This window comes from Euzebyales bacterium, assembly GCA_036374135.1.
Classification (GTDB): Bacteria; Actinomycetota; Nitriliruptoria; order Euzebyales; family JAHELV01; genus JAHELV01.
The window spans coordinates 39,851-55,862 of sequence record DASUUK010000034.1 but is presented as its reverse complement, the minus strand read 5'-3'; the positions used below and the strand labels follow the sequence as shown (position 1 = coordinate 55,862).

The window sequence follows — 16,012 nt, the reverse complement described above, 5'->3', positions numbered from 1 at the left end:
GGCCGTCATGAACGACCGTCTCCACGAGCTCAGCGCCACGCAGGTCGCTTCAGCCATCCGCACCGGTGACGTGACGGCGACCCAGGTCGTGACCGCGTGCCTCGACCGCATCGCCGAGCGCGAGACGCAGGTGCGGGCGTGGGTGCACGTCGACCGCGATGCGGCGCTCGCCGCGGCACGGCTGCGCGACGAGCAGGAGCCCACGGGACCACTGCACGGCGTGCCGGTCGGCATCAAGGACCTCATCGACACGGGCGACGCGCCCACGTCCTACGGGTCGCCGATCTACGCCGGACACCGACCGGCGCGGGACGCGATGTGCGTGCAGCGGCTGCGCGATGCCGGCGCCGTGGTCCTCGGAAAGACCGTTACGACGGAGTTCGCGCTGTTCCACCCTGGACCGACGGCGAACCCGTGCGACCTGACCCGGACCCCGGGCGGCTCGTCCAGCGGATCGGCAGCGGCGGTGGCCGACCGCATGGCGCCTCTCGCGCTGGGCACGCAGACGGCGGGCTCGATCGTGCGGCCCGCGTCGTTCTGCGGCATCTACGGCTTCAAACCGACGTTCGGCGTCATCGGCACGACGGGTGTCAAGCCGATCGGTCCGAGCCTGGACACACTCGGGCCGCTGGCCCGGAGCGTCGACGATCTTGCGGTCGCCGCCGGCGTCATGGCCGACGGTGCTCCGTGGGACGTGCCGTCGGCGCCTCCAGCGGTCGCGTTCGCGCGGACGCATCAGTGGGAGCAGGCCGCTGCGGCCACCCGGGACGTTTTGACGGCGCTCGCCGAACGCCTGGGGTTGCCGCACATCACACTGCCCGACGAGTTCGCCGACCTCGTGGACGCGCAGGCGCTGATCATGGGCGTCGAGGTGGTCACCGCGCTCGATGCCGAGCACCGGGCGCATCCGGAGGTGTTGAGCGAGGACCTGCGCGCTCTGCTGGCGCAGTCACGCGCGATCCGGCCGGACGACCTGGAGGAGGCGCGGGCGTTGGCGGACCGCTGTCGCGGCGCGCTGCCCGCAGTGTTCGCGCAGCACCCGGTCATGCTCGTGCCGAGCGCGATCGGTGAGGCGCCCGAGGGTCTGGGCGCGACGGGTGATCCGGTGTTCTGCCGGATGTGGACGCTGCTCGGCACGCCAGCCGTGGCGGTGCCAGGGCTGCGCGGCCCGGACGGTCTGCCGCTGGGCGTCCAGGTCGTGGGCGACCGCAACGACGACGGCGCTGTGCTGGCCGCAGCGCGATGGCTGGGCGATCAGCTCGCGAAGGAGCCGGTGTGACGCTGCGGATCGGTGTCGACACGGGCGGCACGTTCACCGACGTGGTGGCGTTCGACTCCGCGTCCGGCACCGTCACCATCACCAAGACGCCGTCGACGCCCGACGACCCGGCGCGCGGATTCATGGCGGGGATCCGCAAGATCCTCGCGCGCCTGGGCCGCGACGGCGACGGCGTCGCGTCGGTCAGCCATGGCACGACCGTCGCCACGAACGCGCTGCTGGCCGACGACTACGAGGGGCTGGGCTTCGTCACGACCGCGGGCTTCCGGCACCTGCTCGAGATCGCGCGGCAGAGCGTGCCCTCGGGCTACGGCAACTCGTACTTCTGGGTCAAGCCACCGCGCATCGTGCCGTTGCACCATGTGCGAGAGGTGCCCGAACGGCTCGGTCCCGACGGCGAGGTCGTGCGCGAGCTCGACGTCGACGCGGCCGCGCAGGTCGCGCGCTGGTTCGCCGCGAAGGACATCGCGTGCGTCGGCATCAGCTTCTTGCACAGCTACGCCAACCCCGCGCACGAGCAGCGGGTCCGCGAGATCTTCGCCCGCGAGCACCCGGACTGCACCGTCTCGATCTCGTCCGACGTGCTGCGGGAGTACCGGGAGTACGAGCGCGCCGTCACCACCCTGGTCGATGCGTTCGTCAAGCCACGGGTCGGCCGCTACGTCGCGCAGATCCGGTTCGGCCTCGACGAGGTCAGGCAGGGCGTCCCGTTCTACGTGATGAAGTCCAACGGCGGGGTCATCTCGGCGGAGGAGGTGGCGCAGCAGCCGATCACGACGATCCTGTCGGGTCCGGCCGCAGGTGCGCTGGGAGCCGCGGTCATCGCCGACGCCGTCGGTCATGACAAGGTCTTGACGCTCGACGGCGGTGGCACGTCCACCGACGTGTGCGTCGTCACCGCCGGGGAGCCGGCGCTGACCACCGAGGGGACGGTGGGGCGCTTCCCTACCAAGGTGCCGATGATCGATGTCGTGACAGTCGGTACCGGCGGCGGATCGATCGCGTGGCAGACCGCCGACGGCGCGCTCAAGGTCGGTCCACGGTCAGCGGGCGCGGATCCGGGACCGTTGTGCTACGGCACCGGTGGCACCGAACCCACCGTGACCGACGCGCATCTCGTGCTGGGACGGCTGCCGGACGCGCTGCTCGAGGGGGAGATGGCGCTCGATGTCGACGCCGCGCGTGGGGGAATCACGAAGCTCGCCGGCGCGTGGGGCATCGACGATGTCGAGCGTTGTGCCGAGGGTGTGCTCGAGATCGCGGTGTGGAACCAGGCCAACGCGATCCGCCAGGTGACGGTGAAGCGTGGGCTGGACGTGCGCGACCACGTGCTCGCGGCATTCGGTGGCTCGGGACCGCTGCAGGTGTGCCGACTGGTCGACCTGCTGGGGCTGTCGGCGGCGCTCGTGCCCGCCAACCCGGGCAACCTGTCGGCGTTCGGACTGCTGACAGTCGACGTGCGCAACGACTTCGTGCAGACGTTCGTCCGCACGAACGCGGATCTCGACGTCGGCGAAATCGCAGCCGTCTACGCCGGCCTGCACGACCGCGCGGCCGAGGCATTGCGCGCGGAGCGGTTCGACGGGGCCGATCGCACATACCTCCGCCAGGCCGACCTGCGCTACGCGGGCCAGGCGTCGGAGGTCCGCGTGGATGCACCCGGCGGCACGATCGATGACGCGTTCACGACCGAGGTGGTGCGCCGGTTCCACGACGCCCACGACGCCACGTACGGCTACTGCTACCGCGACGATCCCTCGCAGGCGATCGAGTGGGTCAACGTACGGGTCAGTGGCATCGGTCCGATCGAGCGCCCGAAGGTGCGTCGTCTGGCGACGGGCGACGGCGACGTGGAGCGCGCGCGCATCGGCGTGCGTCCGGTGCACGTCGACGGCCGGTGGCTCGACGCGGATCTGTACCGCCGTGCCGACCTGCTGGCCGGTGATGAGGTGATCGGCCCCGCCGTCGTCCAGGAGTTCTCGTCGACCGTGCCACTCGCGCCCGGGTTCGTCGCGCGCGTCGACGACCTGGCCAACCTCGTCATCCGGCGCCGGGAGGGGGCCGCGTGAGCACCGCACGCTCCGACATCGATCCGATCACCATCGAGATCGTCGAGGGCACGCTCGCCTCGGTCGAGGCGGAGGTCGAGGAGGCCATCGCCCGGACCGCCCGGTCACCGATGATCCGCGACGCGCACGACTTCCGCGCCGGCATCCACGACCGGCGCCTGCGCAAGCTGACGGGGCGCAGCTACAGCGCGCTCGTGCATCCGGTGGTGCGCGACTTCCCGTTGGACACGATGCGTCCCGGCGACGTGTACTTCCACAACGACGTCTACACGTCGGAGGGCGGCATCGGCCACCTGCCCGACCTGTGCGTCACGGTGCCCGTCTTCGATCCCGGTGATCGGGTGCGGGCGAGCGCCAGCGAGCCGGGGGGTGGGGACCGGCGGGTGCGGGCGAGCGCCAGCGAGCCGGGGGGTGGGGATCGGCCAGCCGACGCGCCGGAGGTGGTCGCCTTCGTCCAGGCGTTCGGTCACCACGACGACATCGGTGGCGCGGTGCCCGGGTCGATGCCATCGGACGCGACGGAGGTCTTCCAGGAGGGCCTGATGGTCCCGCCGATCAAGCTGTGGGACGCCGGCGTTCCCAACCGGGCGGCGCTGCGGATCATGACGCGGAACTCGCGGATGCCCGACCACCTCGCCGGCGACCTGGATGCCGAGGCCAGCGCCTGCACGATGGGCGCGCGGCGGTTGGCGGACCTGTTCGCCCGGTACGGCCGCGACGTCGTCGAGGCGTGCTTCGACGCGATCCTCGACCGCACCACCGAGACGTACCGGCGCGAGATCCTCTCGAAGATCCCCGACGGCACGTTCGTCTGGGAGGACTACGCCGAGCACGACGGCGTCGACCCGCCGAGGCTGCACGGCCAACGGATCACCCTGACGAAGTCCAACACCGGGATCGTCATCGACTTCACCGGGACGTCGCCGCAGGCGAAGGGCCCGATCAACCACGCGGGCGACTACGCCAACGGCAACTTCCTGGCCAAGTGGCTCGCGCCGATCCTGCGCAACCTCGCCGACACGCCCGAGCGGATGGCCGAGTTGGACGTCAACGAGGGCGTCGTGCCCCTGATCGAGATGCGCTTTCCAGACAAGGGCACGCTGCTGACGCCGATCTTCCCTGCACCGACCAACGCGCGGACGTTCGTCATCCTGCGCCTGCTGGGTGTGCTTGCGGGCGTGCTCGCCAAGGCGACGGGTGGGCGCATGCCGGCCGATCAGGAGACCATCCGCTACACCGGCGTCTACGGCGACGACGAGGACGGGCGCCCGTACCTCATGCGCGAGGTGCTCGGTGGTGGTTCGGGCGGGCGCTGGTACGCGGACGGGGAGGACACCATCCACGTCGTGCCCGACTCGCGCAACATCCCGGTCGAGTTCGCCGAGAGCCGGCACCCGTTCCGCGTCGAACGACTGGCGCTGGCGACCGACTCGGGCGGACCGGGCGATCACCGGGGCGGGCTCGGGTACGACAAGTGGATCCGCATGCTGCGCGACGCGAGGTACATGTCGATCGCGGACCGCTCGATCCTGTCGTGCTGGGGTGTGGCCGGGGGGATGGCCGGCGCACCGTTCCGCGTGACGATCGACCCGAGCGGCCCCGACGAGCGGGAGATGGAGGGCCTGACGTCGGGAGAGCCGATGCGGGCCGGCGAGGTCGTGCGGATCCGTACGACGGGCGGCGGCGGGTGGGGTGACCCACTGGACCGTGACCCGGATGCGGTGCTCCTCGACGTCGTGCAGGGCAAGGTGTCGCGTGAGGCGGCTACGCGGGACTACGGCGTGGTGCTCGCCACCACCGACCCGACGCGGCGGTGGCCGCCGACCGCGGTCGCGCCCGTCGCGGTGCCCGACGAGCCGGTCGACGTGGTCGACGTGGGGGCCACGGCGGCGCTGCGCGAGCGCCTGCGCACCGAGCGGGGCGACCGGCCATTCTTCGATCGGGGCCCCGGCTATCCCCGCCTCGCGGACGGCGCCGACCGTTCGCCGTTCGATGACCTGTCCGATGCGGAGCGTGCCGCGCTCGCGCGCGGTGACGACGCAGGGGGTGGGTGATGGCCGGACCGTTGGCCGGCGTACGGGTCGTGGATCTCACCCGCGCACTCGCGGGACCGTACGCCACGTTGATGCTGGCCGATGCTGGCGCGGACGTGCTGAAGATCGAGCGCCCCCGGACGGGCGACGACACGCGTGGCTGGGGACCGCCGTTCGCCCATCCGCCGGACGGCGGCGGTGGTCGCGTGTCGACGTACTTCCTGTCGATCAACCGGAACAAGCGCTCGATCGAGCTGGACCTCAAGGACGACGGCGGTCTGCGGCGGCTGCGTGACCTGATCGCCGACGCCGACGTGCTGGTCGAGAACTTCCGTCCGGGCGTCATGGAACGTCTGCACCTGGGGGAGGAGGAGCTCCAGGAGCTGAACCCGCGGCTGGTGTCGCTGTCGATCACCGGCTTCGGCCGGGGCGGCCCGCACGGACATCGTCCGGGGTTCGACCAGATCCTGCAGGGCGAGGGCGGCCTGATGAGCTTCACCGGTCCCGTCGGCGGGCCGCCGACGAAGGTCGGCGTGCCCATCGCCGACATCCTCGCCGGCATGTTCGGCGCCTACGGTGTGGTCGCGTCGCTGTACGAGCGTGAGCGCAGCGGCCGTGGTCAGCGCGTGCACAGCTCGCTGCTCGGCGGGATGATCGCGATCCACACGTTCCAGGGCACGCGGTGGCTGGTCGCCGGTGACGTGCCGGCCACCGGTGGCAACCGGCACCCGTCCATCCAACCGTACGGGACCTTCCGCTGCGCTGACGGACGCATCAACCTCGCCGTGGGCTCGGAGGGCCTGTGGCGCCGGTTCGCGCCCCTGGTGGGCCTCGACCCGGACGACGAGCGGTTCGCCAGCAACGGCGACCGCGTCGCGCGTGTCGACGAGCTCGAGGCGCTGATCGAACAGGCGCTCACGACGGACGGAGTCGACCCCTGGCTCGCACGGCTCGACGAGGCGGGCGTGCCCGCGGGGCGCATCGCCGGGCTCGACGAGGTGTACGACTCACCGCAGGTCGCCCATCTCGGCCTGGTCGACGAGGTCGAGCATCCCACCCTCGGACCGGTCCGCCTCCCGGGTCCGCCGGTGGCCTACAGCAGATCGCAGCGCGAGCCGCCGACACCGCCGCCGCGGCTGGGCGAGCACAACGGGCAGGCGTGGAGGGTGCCGGATGGGTGACCGTGCCGGTCACTCGTGGTCGTGCCCGGAGCTGCGATGACCCGGCGGGTGTCCTCGGCCGACGTCATCGACGCCGTCGCCGGTGGCTTCGCGCCGTGGGACGACGACCTGCGATCGGGCGATCCGCTGCACTTCCACGACACGCGCGGCTACGCCGACCGGCTGGACGATGCGGCAGAGAGGGCGGGCACGTCGGAGGCCGTGGTCACGGGGCGGGCGCGCATCGCGGGCCGACCGGCGGTGGTGATCGTCGGCGCGTTCGAGTTCCTCGCGGGTACCCAGGGGATCGTGGTCGGCGAGCGGGTGGCCCGCGCGTTCGATCGCGCCGCCGCACAGCGGTTGCCGGTCGTCGGGCTGCCGACGTCCGGCGGCACCCGCATGCAGGAGGGCTCGCTGGCGTTCGTGCAGATGCTCAAGATCGCCGCGTCGGTCGGTGCCTACCGGCGCGGTGGTGGGCGGTACATCGCGTGGCTGCGTCATCCGACCACCGGCGGGTCGCTTGCGTCGTGGGGGTCGCTCGCGCACGTCACCTGGGCGCAGCCAGGTGCGCTGATCGGTCTGACAGGTCCACGGGTCATCGAGACGACCGAGGGCGCCGCGCTACCCGATCACGTGCAACGGGCGGAACATCTCGCCGAGCACGGCGTGGTCGACGAGGTCGTCACGGCACGCGCACTGACGACCCGGTTGCCCGCGGCGATCGATGCGCTCGGCCCGGTGACACCCGGCACTCACGCGCCGCGTCACCCCTGGCCCGACGATCCGGTGCCGACGCCCGGCATCGGTCCGCCGACGAGGGCGGACGCGTGGACGGCGGTCGAGGTGTCACGGCGCGGGGACCGTCCCGGCCTGCGCGCGCTGCTGGCCGGTACCGAGGACTTCGTCCGGCTGGCCGGTGATGGCGCGGGCGGACGTGACGACGGGTGCGTGACCGCGATCTGTCGACTGTCGGGCACCCGTCTCGTGCTGGTCGGTCACGACCGGCGACCGGGGGAGCGGGGCGCCGGTCTGGGAGCTGTCGGCCACCGGGCGGCACGCCGGGCCATGGGCGTCGCCGGTGAGCTCGGCCTGCCGCTGGTGACCGTCGTCGACACCCGGGGAGCCGCGGCCTCGGCCGCCGCCGAGACGGGTGGGGTCGCGCGCGAGATCGGCCTGTCCATGATGGCCATGGCCGCGCTGGCGGTGCCGACGGTGGGGGTGCTGCTCGGCGAGGGGTCCGGCGGGTCCGCGCTCGCGTGGCTTGCGGCCGACCGCGTCGTCGCCGCCGAGCACGCATGGCTGGCACCGATCGCACCCGAGGGGGCGTCGGCGATACTGTTCCGGTCGGCCGACCACGCGGCGGACATGGCCCGCCAGCAGGCGATCACCGCATCCGCACTGCGCTGGGCCGGGCTGGTCGACGACATCGTGCCGGAGTACGACGGCTGGATCGGCACGCTGCGCGACCGGGTCGGCGACCACTTGACGTCATTGACGGCCGTCCCCGCGGACGAGCGCCTGCAGCGCCGCGGCGAGCGGCTGCGCCGCCTCGGCACACCAGCCTGACGCACGGCGACCCGGCCCCGGACGTGTGGTCGGACGCGCCGCGAGCTCAGAGCAGGGACCGGTACAGGGCGGCTGTGCGTTCGGCGATCGAGGACCACGAGAACTCGGCCAGGACGCGCTCGCGGCCGGCGCGCCCCCACGCGGCGGCCCGAACGGGATCGCTGACGAGGTCGTTGATCGCGGTCGCCAGGTCGCGGGCGAACTGCTGCGGGTCCGCGGGCGTCCCGTACCCGCCGCCGCCCGAGGCGAACTCGACCAGATGTCCCGTCCGGCCCTCGATGATGATCTCGGGGATGCCACCGACCGCGGATCCGACCACCGCAGCCTCGCACGCCATCGCCTCGACGTTGACCAGGCCGAAGGGCTCGTAGATCGACGGGCACACGAACACTGTGCTGTGGGTGAGGATCTGTGTCACGGTGGCCCGCGGCAGGTGCTCGGCGATCCACCAGACGCCGTCGCGTGCGGCACGGAGCTTCTCGACCTTCGCGACCACCTCGTCCTGCAGTTCCTGCGTGTCCGGCGCACCCGCGCAGAACACGAACTGCGCGGCGGGTACGACGTGCGCGGCGGCGTCGAGCAGGTGCGTGAACCCCTTCTGCCGGGTGATGCGACCCACGAAGGTGACGATCGGGCGTGCGAGGTCGATATCGAGCTGCTCGAGCGTGTCGGTGTTCGGATCCGGCCGGTACTCGTCGGTGTCGATCCCGTTCGGGATGACCGTGATGCGGCCGGGATCGGCGTCGGGGTAGCTGGCCAGCACGTCCTCGCGCATCTGTGCGCTGACCGCGATGACGGCGTCGGCGTTGGTGATGGCCGTGCGTTCCGCGAACGTCGACAGCTCGTAGCCGCCGCCGAGTTGCTCGCGCTTCCACGGGCGCTGCGGTTCCAGGCTGTGCGTCGACAGCAGGTGGGGGATGTCGTACGCGAGCTTCGACAGGTGCCCGGCGAGGTTGGTGTACCAGGTGTGGGAGTGCACCAGATCGGCGCCCTCGACCCCGGCGACCATCGCCAGGTCGGTCGAGAAGTGGCGCAGCGCGGCGAGGTGCTTGGCGTCGCCGTCGAGCGCGGACCACGGTCCGTACGAGGCGGCGACCAGCGGATCGTGACGCTCCGCGCCGAAGCAGTGGACCTCCACGTCGAGCAGAGGCGCCAGCGCCCGCGACAGGTACTCGACGTGGACGCCGGCGCCCCCGTAGACCTCCGGTGGGTACTCGCGGGTCAGCAGCGCGGCGCGCACCATCAGATCCCCGCCCGCCGGCTCGCTGCGCTCGCCCTCACCCGGCAGATCCCCGCCCGCCGGCTCGCTGCGCGCGCCCTCATGCCTCGACCTTGTCGCCCTTGCCGATCACGACCACGCCGCCGTCGGACACGGTGAACCGCTCGCGGTCGCGGTCGACGTCCACGCCGATCTGCGCCCCTTCCGGAACCTGAACGTTCTTGTCGATGATCGCGTTGCGGACGACGGCGTGACGGCCGATGTTCACGCCGTTGAGCAGCACCGATGCGGACACGTCGGAGTAGGAGTGGATGCGCACGCCGGGCGACAGCACCGACCGCCGCACGACGCCGCCCGACACGACGACACCCTGGCTGACCATCGAGTCGAGCGCCTGGCCGCGGCGGCCCTCGTCGTCGAACACGAACTTGGCCGGAGGGCCCGGCTCGTTCCACGTGTAGATCGGCCACTCGCGGTTGTACATGTTGAAGTCAGGGTCCACCGAGATCAGATCCATGTGCGACTCGTGGTACGAGTCGAGGGTCCCGACGTCGCGCCAGTAGTCGCGGTCGCGGTCGGTGGAGCCCGGCACGTCGTTGTCGGAGAAGTCGTACACGTACGCCTCGCCGCGCTCGACGAGGGCGGGAATGACGTCGCCGCCGATGTCGTGGTCGGACTCGTCGTCCCTGGCGTCCTCGGACATGATGCGTCGCAGGGTCTCGATCTCGAAGATGTAGTTGCCCATCGACGCGAAGACGTGGTCGGGGTCGTCTGGCAGCGGTTCGGGGTTCTGGGGCTTCTCGAGGAACTTGGTGATCCGTCCGTCCTCGCCCGCCTGGAGCACGCCGAACTGGTCCGCATCGTCGACCGGCACCCGGATGCCGGCAACGGTCACCCCGGCGCCGGAGTCGATGTGCGCCTGGAGCATCTGCCTGGGGTCGATGCGGTAGATGTGGTCGGCCCCGAAGACGATGACGTGCCTGGGCTGCTCGTCGTTGAGCAGGTTGAAGTTCTGGAAGATCGCGTCCGCCGATCCCTGGAACCAGCGGTTGCCGCGGCGCATCTGCGCCGGTACCGGGGTCACGTAGTTGCCGAGCAGCGGCGACATCCGCCATGTGAGGGCGAGATGTCGGTCCAGGCTGTGGCTCTTGTACTGCGTGAGCACGACGACCTTCAGGAAGCCGCCGTTGGCGAGGTTGGACAGGGCGAAGTCGATGAGCCGGTACTGGCCGCCGAAGGGAACGGCAGGCTTCGCCCGCTCGCGGCTCAATGGGTACAGCCGCGTTCCCTTGCCACCAGCGAGGACCATCGCGAGAACGTCACGTGATGCCATGTGATCGACCGTACCCAACGATTGGCGAAGGTATCGTGCACAGGGCAAACGGAACCCCGAATCGGTCGTGAAGGAAGGGCGACGGATGGTGCAGCCCACGAAGTACCTGCTCGACGAGGCGTCACTGCCCGAACGTTGGTACAACATCGTGCCCGATCTGCCCGCGCCGCCGCCACCGGTGCTGCACCCCGGGCGGCTCGACCCCGTTGGTCCCGACGACCTGGCGCCGCTGTTCCCCATGGCCCTGATCGGCCAGGAGGTGTCGAGCGAGTCGTACATCGACATCCCCGAGCCCGTGCGTGACGTCTACCGCCTGTGGCGCCCGACCCCTCTGATCCGCGCGCGACGGCTCGAGCGGGCACTGGGTACGCCCGCGAAGATCTTCTACAAGTACGAGGGCACCAGTCCCTCGGGCTCCCACAAGCCGAACACCGCCGTGCCGCAGGCCTTCTACAACGCCGAGGAGGGGATCCGGCGGCTGACGACTGAGACGGGGGCCGGCCAGTGGGGCAGCGCGCTGGCGTTCGCCGCGGCGCTGTTCGGCCTCGAGTGCGAGGTGTGGCAGGTCGCGGCGAGCTACCACCAGAAGCCGTACCGCCGATCGATGATGGAGGCGTTCGGTGCGACGGTGCACGCGAGCCCGTCCGATCGCACCGCCGTCGGACGGGCGATCCTCGACGCCGACCCCGACAGCCCGGGCAGCCTCGGCATCGCGATAAGTGAAGCCGTCGAGGTCGCCGCGTCCGACGAGAACGCGCGGTACGCACTGGGCAGCGTGCTCAACCATGTGCTGCTGCACCAGACGGTCATCGGCGAGGAGGCACTGCTGCAGTGCGCCGACGCGGGTGAGACGCCTGACGTGCTCATCGGTTGCACGGGCGGCGGCTCCAACTTCGCCGGTCTGTCGTTCCCGTTCCTCCGCGAGAAGCTCGCAGGCCGCAACGACGTCCGCGTCGTCGCCGTCGAACCGGCGTCGTGCCCGTCGCTGACGCGTGGCACGTACGCCTACGACTTCGGCGACACCGCCGGCATGACCCCACTGGTCAAGATGCACACGCTGGGTCACGATTTCGTGCCCGACCCCATCCACGCCGGAGGGCTGCGCTACCACGGCATGTCGCCGCTGCTCAGCCACATCTACGAGCTGGGCCTGATCGAGGCGCAGGCGCGACCCCAGCGGGAGTGCTTCGCCGCCGGCATCCAGTTCGCGCGGACCGAGGGCATCATCCCGGCACCCGAGCCGACGCACGCGCTCGCGGCCCTCGTCGACGAGGCGCGTCGCTGCGCCGAATCAGGCGAGGCGAAGGTCCTCCTGACAGCGCTGTGCGGCCACGGGCACTTCGACATGTCGGCCTATGACAGCTACCTGGCGGGCGAACTCGTCGATCACGAGTATCCGCAGGCCAAGGTCGACGACGCGCTGACTCGCCTGCCCGCGGTCCCCGCCTGACGCAACCCGAACCGTGGCGACCCACGCCGGCGTCCCGGGGCGGGCTGCCACGCTGAGCCGCGAGCGGGACCCGGCGTCCCGCGGCGCTCAGCGAAGGTGGCGATCGAGCCAGTCGAGCACCTCGCCGTACCAGACGAGGGAGTTGGCGCGACCCTCGACCCAGTGGTGCTCGTCGGGAAAGTGCAGCAGCCGGGCCGGGACGCCCTTGGCGCGGAGCACGCCGTAGAGCGCGAGCCCCTGGTCGATCGGCACACGGTGATCGTTGTCGCCGTGGATGACCAGCGTCGGAGTGGTGTAGTCGGCGTAGTGCGCGGCGGGGGAGCTTCGGAGCGAGGCCGCGTGGTCCTTCCACGGGGCGCCGCCCAGCGCGTCGGCCCATCCGTACGTCCAGTCACCAGCCCACATCCCGCCGAAGTCGGTCACCGCGGCGTGGGCGACCGCGCAGGCGAACCGATCGGTGTGCGCCGCCAGCCACGTGACGAGGTACCCGCCGTACGACCCTCCCGTGATGGCCATCCGTTCGGGATCGACGGCGTCCCGGGCGATCAGCGCGTCGGTCGTCGCGTGGATGTCGGCCGCCGGCAACGTGGGCCACTCGCCGTGGATCGAGCGTGTGAACGCGTGGCTGTACGAGGTCGAGCCGTGGAAGTCCACCGTGGCGACCAGATGGCCCCGGCTGGCCACGACGGCAGCGTTCCAGCGCCACGACCACGCGTCCGCGAACAGCCCGTGCGGCCCTCCGTGGATCAGGTGCACCAGCGACGGCGGGCCGTCGGCGGTCCCCCCGGGCGGGTGCAGCAATCGGACGCCGACGTCGTCGCCCGCCGCCCCGGTGACGACGAGGTCGGTGACCATGCCGAGATCACGGCCCTCGAGCGCGTCCGCGCACAGGTCGGTGACGAGCGTCGTCGTTGCGCCGATGCGGACCACCTCCGGCGGTGCTGTCAGCGCGCTGTGCAGGGCGAGGACGTCGTCGCCGGCGGGCACCGGCGACGTCAGCGAACCGGGCGACGAGGTCGCAGGTCGCAGGTCGCTGACGCGTTCCCCGTCCGCGAGCGGGTGCGCGGAGCGCTCGCGCACGGTGCACAACACGCCCCGCCCCCTGCGTTCGGTGGCGAACACGACCTGTCCGGCGGTCGTGACCTCCCACGCGTCGGGTTGGAGGTCCCAGTCGTCGAGCAGTGGCTCGCGGTCGCCGGTGCCCGGGTCGACGACGAACAGATCGCACGGCGACGCGTAGAACTCCAACTCACGTTGGAAGCCCGCCAGGATGCGGCCGTCCGGCAGGAAGCGGGGCCGCCACACGTGCGCCGGGGCTTCGGGGGTCAGGCACCGTGACGGGCCGCTGCCGTCGGTCGGTGTGACGTGCAGCAGGTAGCGCGGGGCATCGTCGTCGTCACGGACGGCGCACCACGCGACCGTGCGCCCGTCAGGGGAGACGGCGACTTCGTCGCCGGGGTCGCCGAGGCCGGGCAGCATCGCGAACCCGACGTCGCCGGTCAGATCCACCGGGTCCGTGCCGGGCCGGTCGAGGTCGACGCGCAGCAGGTGCATCGTCGTCGCGTCGGTCAGCCACGTGTCCCAGAAGCGGTACAGCCGACGTTCGGTCACGTGCGCGGTGTCGGCGCGTCGCTCCTGAGACTCCCGGTACGCGCGCGTGCCGCCGAGTGACGGATCATCGGTGGACAGGCGTGCCGGGACGATCACGCTCCGCTCGTCGGGCAGCCAGACTGGACGTCCCGCGACGCCCAGGGGCAGGTCCGTGACGCGCTGCGCCTCTCCGCCGTCCAGCGGCAGCACGTGAACCTGCGACCTGTCCTCGTGCTCGCGCACGAAGGCCAGCAACGCACTCGACGGCGACAGGGCCGGGGCGGTGGCCGACGCGTCCTCGGTGGTAAGCGGCGACGGGCCGTCGACGCCGACGCGGTACAGCCGCGTGACCGGATCGTCGCGGGTGGTGTCGGTGACCGGTACGACCACGACCCGACCCCTGCGGTCTGTGACCGGCCGACCGACCCGCGGCAGCGCCCAGAGGTCCTCCGGGGTCAGCCGGTCCGACGCGTCGTGCGAGGGGTCAGATCGAGTCACTGCGGGGCATGGGCTTGTGCAGGTGCGCACGGGCATCGCCGAGCACGCGGACGATGTCCTCGGGACCCTTCACCCTGCGCTGGATCACCCGGCGGTGGTGCGATCGCAGACTGCGGAGGTCGCCCAGCGCCTGCGCCCTGATCAGCGTTGCGAAGCCGTGATCCTCGGTCGGGATCTCGACGTCCCCGGCGGGCACGTCGACGAGTTGGAGCACGACGACCGAGTTCGGTCCACCCTTGTGCAGCTGACCGGTCGAGTGGAGGAACCGCGGACCCCAGCCCGCCGTCGTGGCCACCCGCAGGCTGTCACGCACGATCATGCGCAGCTCGGTCAGACCCGCGGCGACCTTGCGGTCCGGTGGCAGGTACGACTGGATGCTGAAGTAGTCACCGGGCCCGATCGAGTCCAGCAGCTTCCCGAGGTCGCCGTCCTCCGGGTCGGGCAACGCCGTTCCGGCGGCCACCTCGGCGAGCACGTCGTTGGTGTTGCGCTTGCTCTCCGCGACGTTCGGCTGGTCGAACGGGTCGATGCCAAGCAACACCCCGGCCAGTGCCGTGGCCATCTCCCATCGCACGAACTCGCCACCGAGGGCGTACCGGTCGTCGAGCGTGATGCGGAAGACGGGCAGCCCGGCGTCCTCGAGCGCCTCGATGCCCGGTACGGGATCGGCGGCGTGGTCGATCACGACGAATGCGCGGTCGTCGCCGTACACCAGCGGTGACGCGACCGGCTCACCGACGACGGGCACGATGCCGGTGCCCTGCTTGCCGGTCGACTCTGCGATGAGCTGCTCGAGCCAGTCACCGAGGCTCGCCAGCACGGGCGATGTCAGGATCGTCAGCTTGTCCCGGCCCGAACGGGCGAAGCCGCCCATGAACGCCCCGAGCATCAGTGCGGGGTTGTCGGCGCCGGTCTGGGATGGCCCGCAGGCGGTGAGCATCGACTGCCCCGACCGCCAGATGGCGCCGACGTCGACGCCGAGCAGCCTGGCCGGCACCATGCCGAACAACGACAACGCGCTGTAGCGCCCGCCGATGTCGGTCGGGTTGCGGAACACCGCCCGCCAGCCGCGCACCGTCGCCTCCTTGTCGAGGTTGCTGCCCGGATCAGTGATGGCGACCAGGTTGCGGGTGCTCGGCACGTGCCGCTCGGCGTACAGGGCGAACGCCCGGGTCTCGGCGGTGGTGCCGGACTTCGACGAGGCGATGACCAGCGTCGAGTCCAGGTCGTCGGACGGCAGGACCTTGTCCACCACGTCGGGATGGGTGGAGTCGAGCACGACCAGCGTGCGCGCCGACGCGTCGGCGAACACGCGTGAGAACACGTCCGGCGCGAGGCTGGAGCCGCCCATGCCGGCGACCACCACGCGGTCGATCCCGTCGGCGTCGACACCTGCGGCGAGGTCATCCAACGGCGCGTTCCACGCGGGGTCGCCACCGGCGACGTCGAGCCAACCGAGCCGCTGCGCGATCTCGTTCTGAACGTCGGCATCATCGCTGAACACGCCGGCGTCACGGTCCCACAGCCGCTGGACGGTGTCGGCCTGCTGCAGATCGATGACGGCTTCCCGCATGACGTCGTACCGGGCGTATAGATCGGCGGGCTTCATGATGGCTCCTGCGTGGGTTGTGTGTGACCGGGGGTCGGATCCGGTGCCAGCACCTTGTACCCGGCAGCCCCACCACGATCACCTCACCGTCGCACTCGTCGCTCGTCATGTGTGCCGACGACGCGGGCGCCGTCGCCAGGCACCGGTGACGTCATCGGCGCCCGTGGGGAGTCGGATCCGCGGCGGACCCACGATGTAGCGTGGCG

Annotated in this window: 10 protein-coding genes; 6 read left to right on the top strand and 4 right to left on the bottom strand. The window is 71.4% G+C overall.

All coding sequences use genetic code 11. The features are described 5' to 3' along the window. The first annotated feature begins 7 nt into the window (after window positions 1-7). From VFZ70_05225 to VFZ70_05205, 5 genes are read left to right on the top strand one after another with little or no spacing between them, the layout of a single operon-like run. Window positions 8-1,279, top strand: coding sequence for an amidase (locus VFZ70_05225; protein ID HEX6255194.1), 1,272 nt, complete (start codon window positions 8-10; stop codon window positions 1,277-1,279). Next, window positions 1,276-3,348, top strand: coding sequence for a hydantoinase/oxoprolinase family protein (locus VFZ70_05220; protein HEX6255193.1), 2,073 nt, complete (start codon window positions 1,276-1,278; stop codon window positions 3,346-3,348). The genes VFZ70_05225 and VFZ70_05220 overlap by 4 nt, the downstream gene beginning before the upstream one ends. Beyond that, window positions 3,345-5,402, top strand: a complete 2,058-nt coding sequence (locus tag VFZ70_05215; protein HEX6255192.1) for a hydantoinase B/oxoprolinase family protein — start codon at window positions 3,345-3,347, stop codon at window positions 5,400-5,402. The genes VFZ70_05220 and VFZ70_05215 overlap by 4 nt, the downstream gene beginning before the upstream one ends. Next, complete coding sequence (locus VFZ70_05210; GenBank protein HEX6255191.1) at window positions 5,402-6,562, top strand: CoA transferase; 1,161 nt, start codon at window positions 5,402-5,404, stop codon at window positions 6,560-6,562. The genes VFZ70_05215 and VFZ70_05210 overlap by 1 nt, the downstream gene beginning before the upstream one ends. Window positions 6,563-6,598: 36 nt before the next feature. Beyond that, window positions 6,599-8,107, top strand: a complete 1,509-nt coding sequence (locus VFZ70_05205; protein ID HEX6255190.1) for a carboxyl transferase domain-containing protein — start codon at window positions 6,599-6,601, stop codon at window positions 8,105-8,107. A 46-nt stretch (window positions 8,108-8,153) separates the two neighbouring features. On the opposite strand, the gene glgA is transcribed toward VFZ70_05205, so the two are convergent. Then, window positions 8,154-9,350: a glycogen synthase gene (gene glgA, locus VFZ70_05200; protein HEX6255189.1), complete on the bottom strand. Its 1,197-nt coding sequence runs from the start codon at window positions 9,348-9,350 to the stop codon at window positions 8,154-8,156. 76 nt (window positions 9,351-9,426) lie between these two features. Next, a complete protein-coding gene (gene glgC, locus VFZ70_05195; protein HEX6255188.1) occupies window positions 9,427-10,659 on the bottom strand; it encodes a glucose-1-phosphate adenylyltransferase in 1,233 nt (410 codons plus the stop codon). An 85-nt stretch (window positions 10,660-10,744) separates the two neighbouring features. Between glgC and VFZ70_05190 the strand changes: the two genes are divergently transcribed. Next, on the top strand, window positions 10,745-12,109 hold the full coding sequence (locus VFZ70_05190) for a TrpB-like pyridoxal phosphate-dependent enzyme (GenBank protein ID HEX6255187.1): 1,365 nt from the start codon (window positions 10,745-10,747) through the stop codon (window positions 12,107-12,109). An 87-nt stretch (window positions 12,110-12,196) separates the two neighbouring features. Here VFZ70_05190 and VFZ70_05185 read toward each other — a convergent pair whose 3' ends face one another. Continuing rightward, window positions 12,197-14,089 carry a S9 family peptidase gene (locus VFZ70_05185; GenBank protein HEX6255186.1) on the bottom strand — a complete coding sequence of 631 codons (1,893 nt, stop codon included), beginning with the start codon at window positions 14,087-14,089 and terminating at the stop codon, window positions 12,197-12,199. Window positions 14,090-14,183: 94 nt separating this feature from the next. After that, complete coding sequence (locus tag VFZ70_05180) at window positions 14,184-15,806, bottom strand: hypothetical protein (protein ID HEX6255185.1); 1,623 nt, start codon at window positions 15,804-15,806, stop codon at window positions 14,184-14,186. Window positions 15,807-16,012 lie beyond the last annotated feature (206 nt).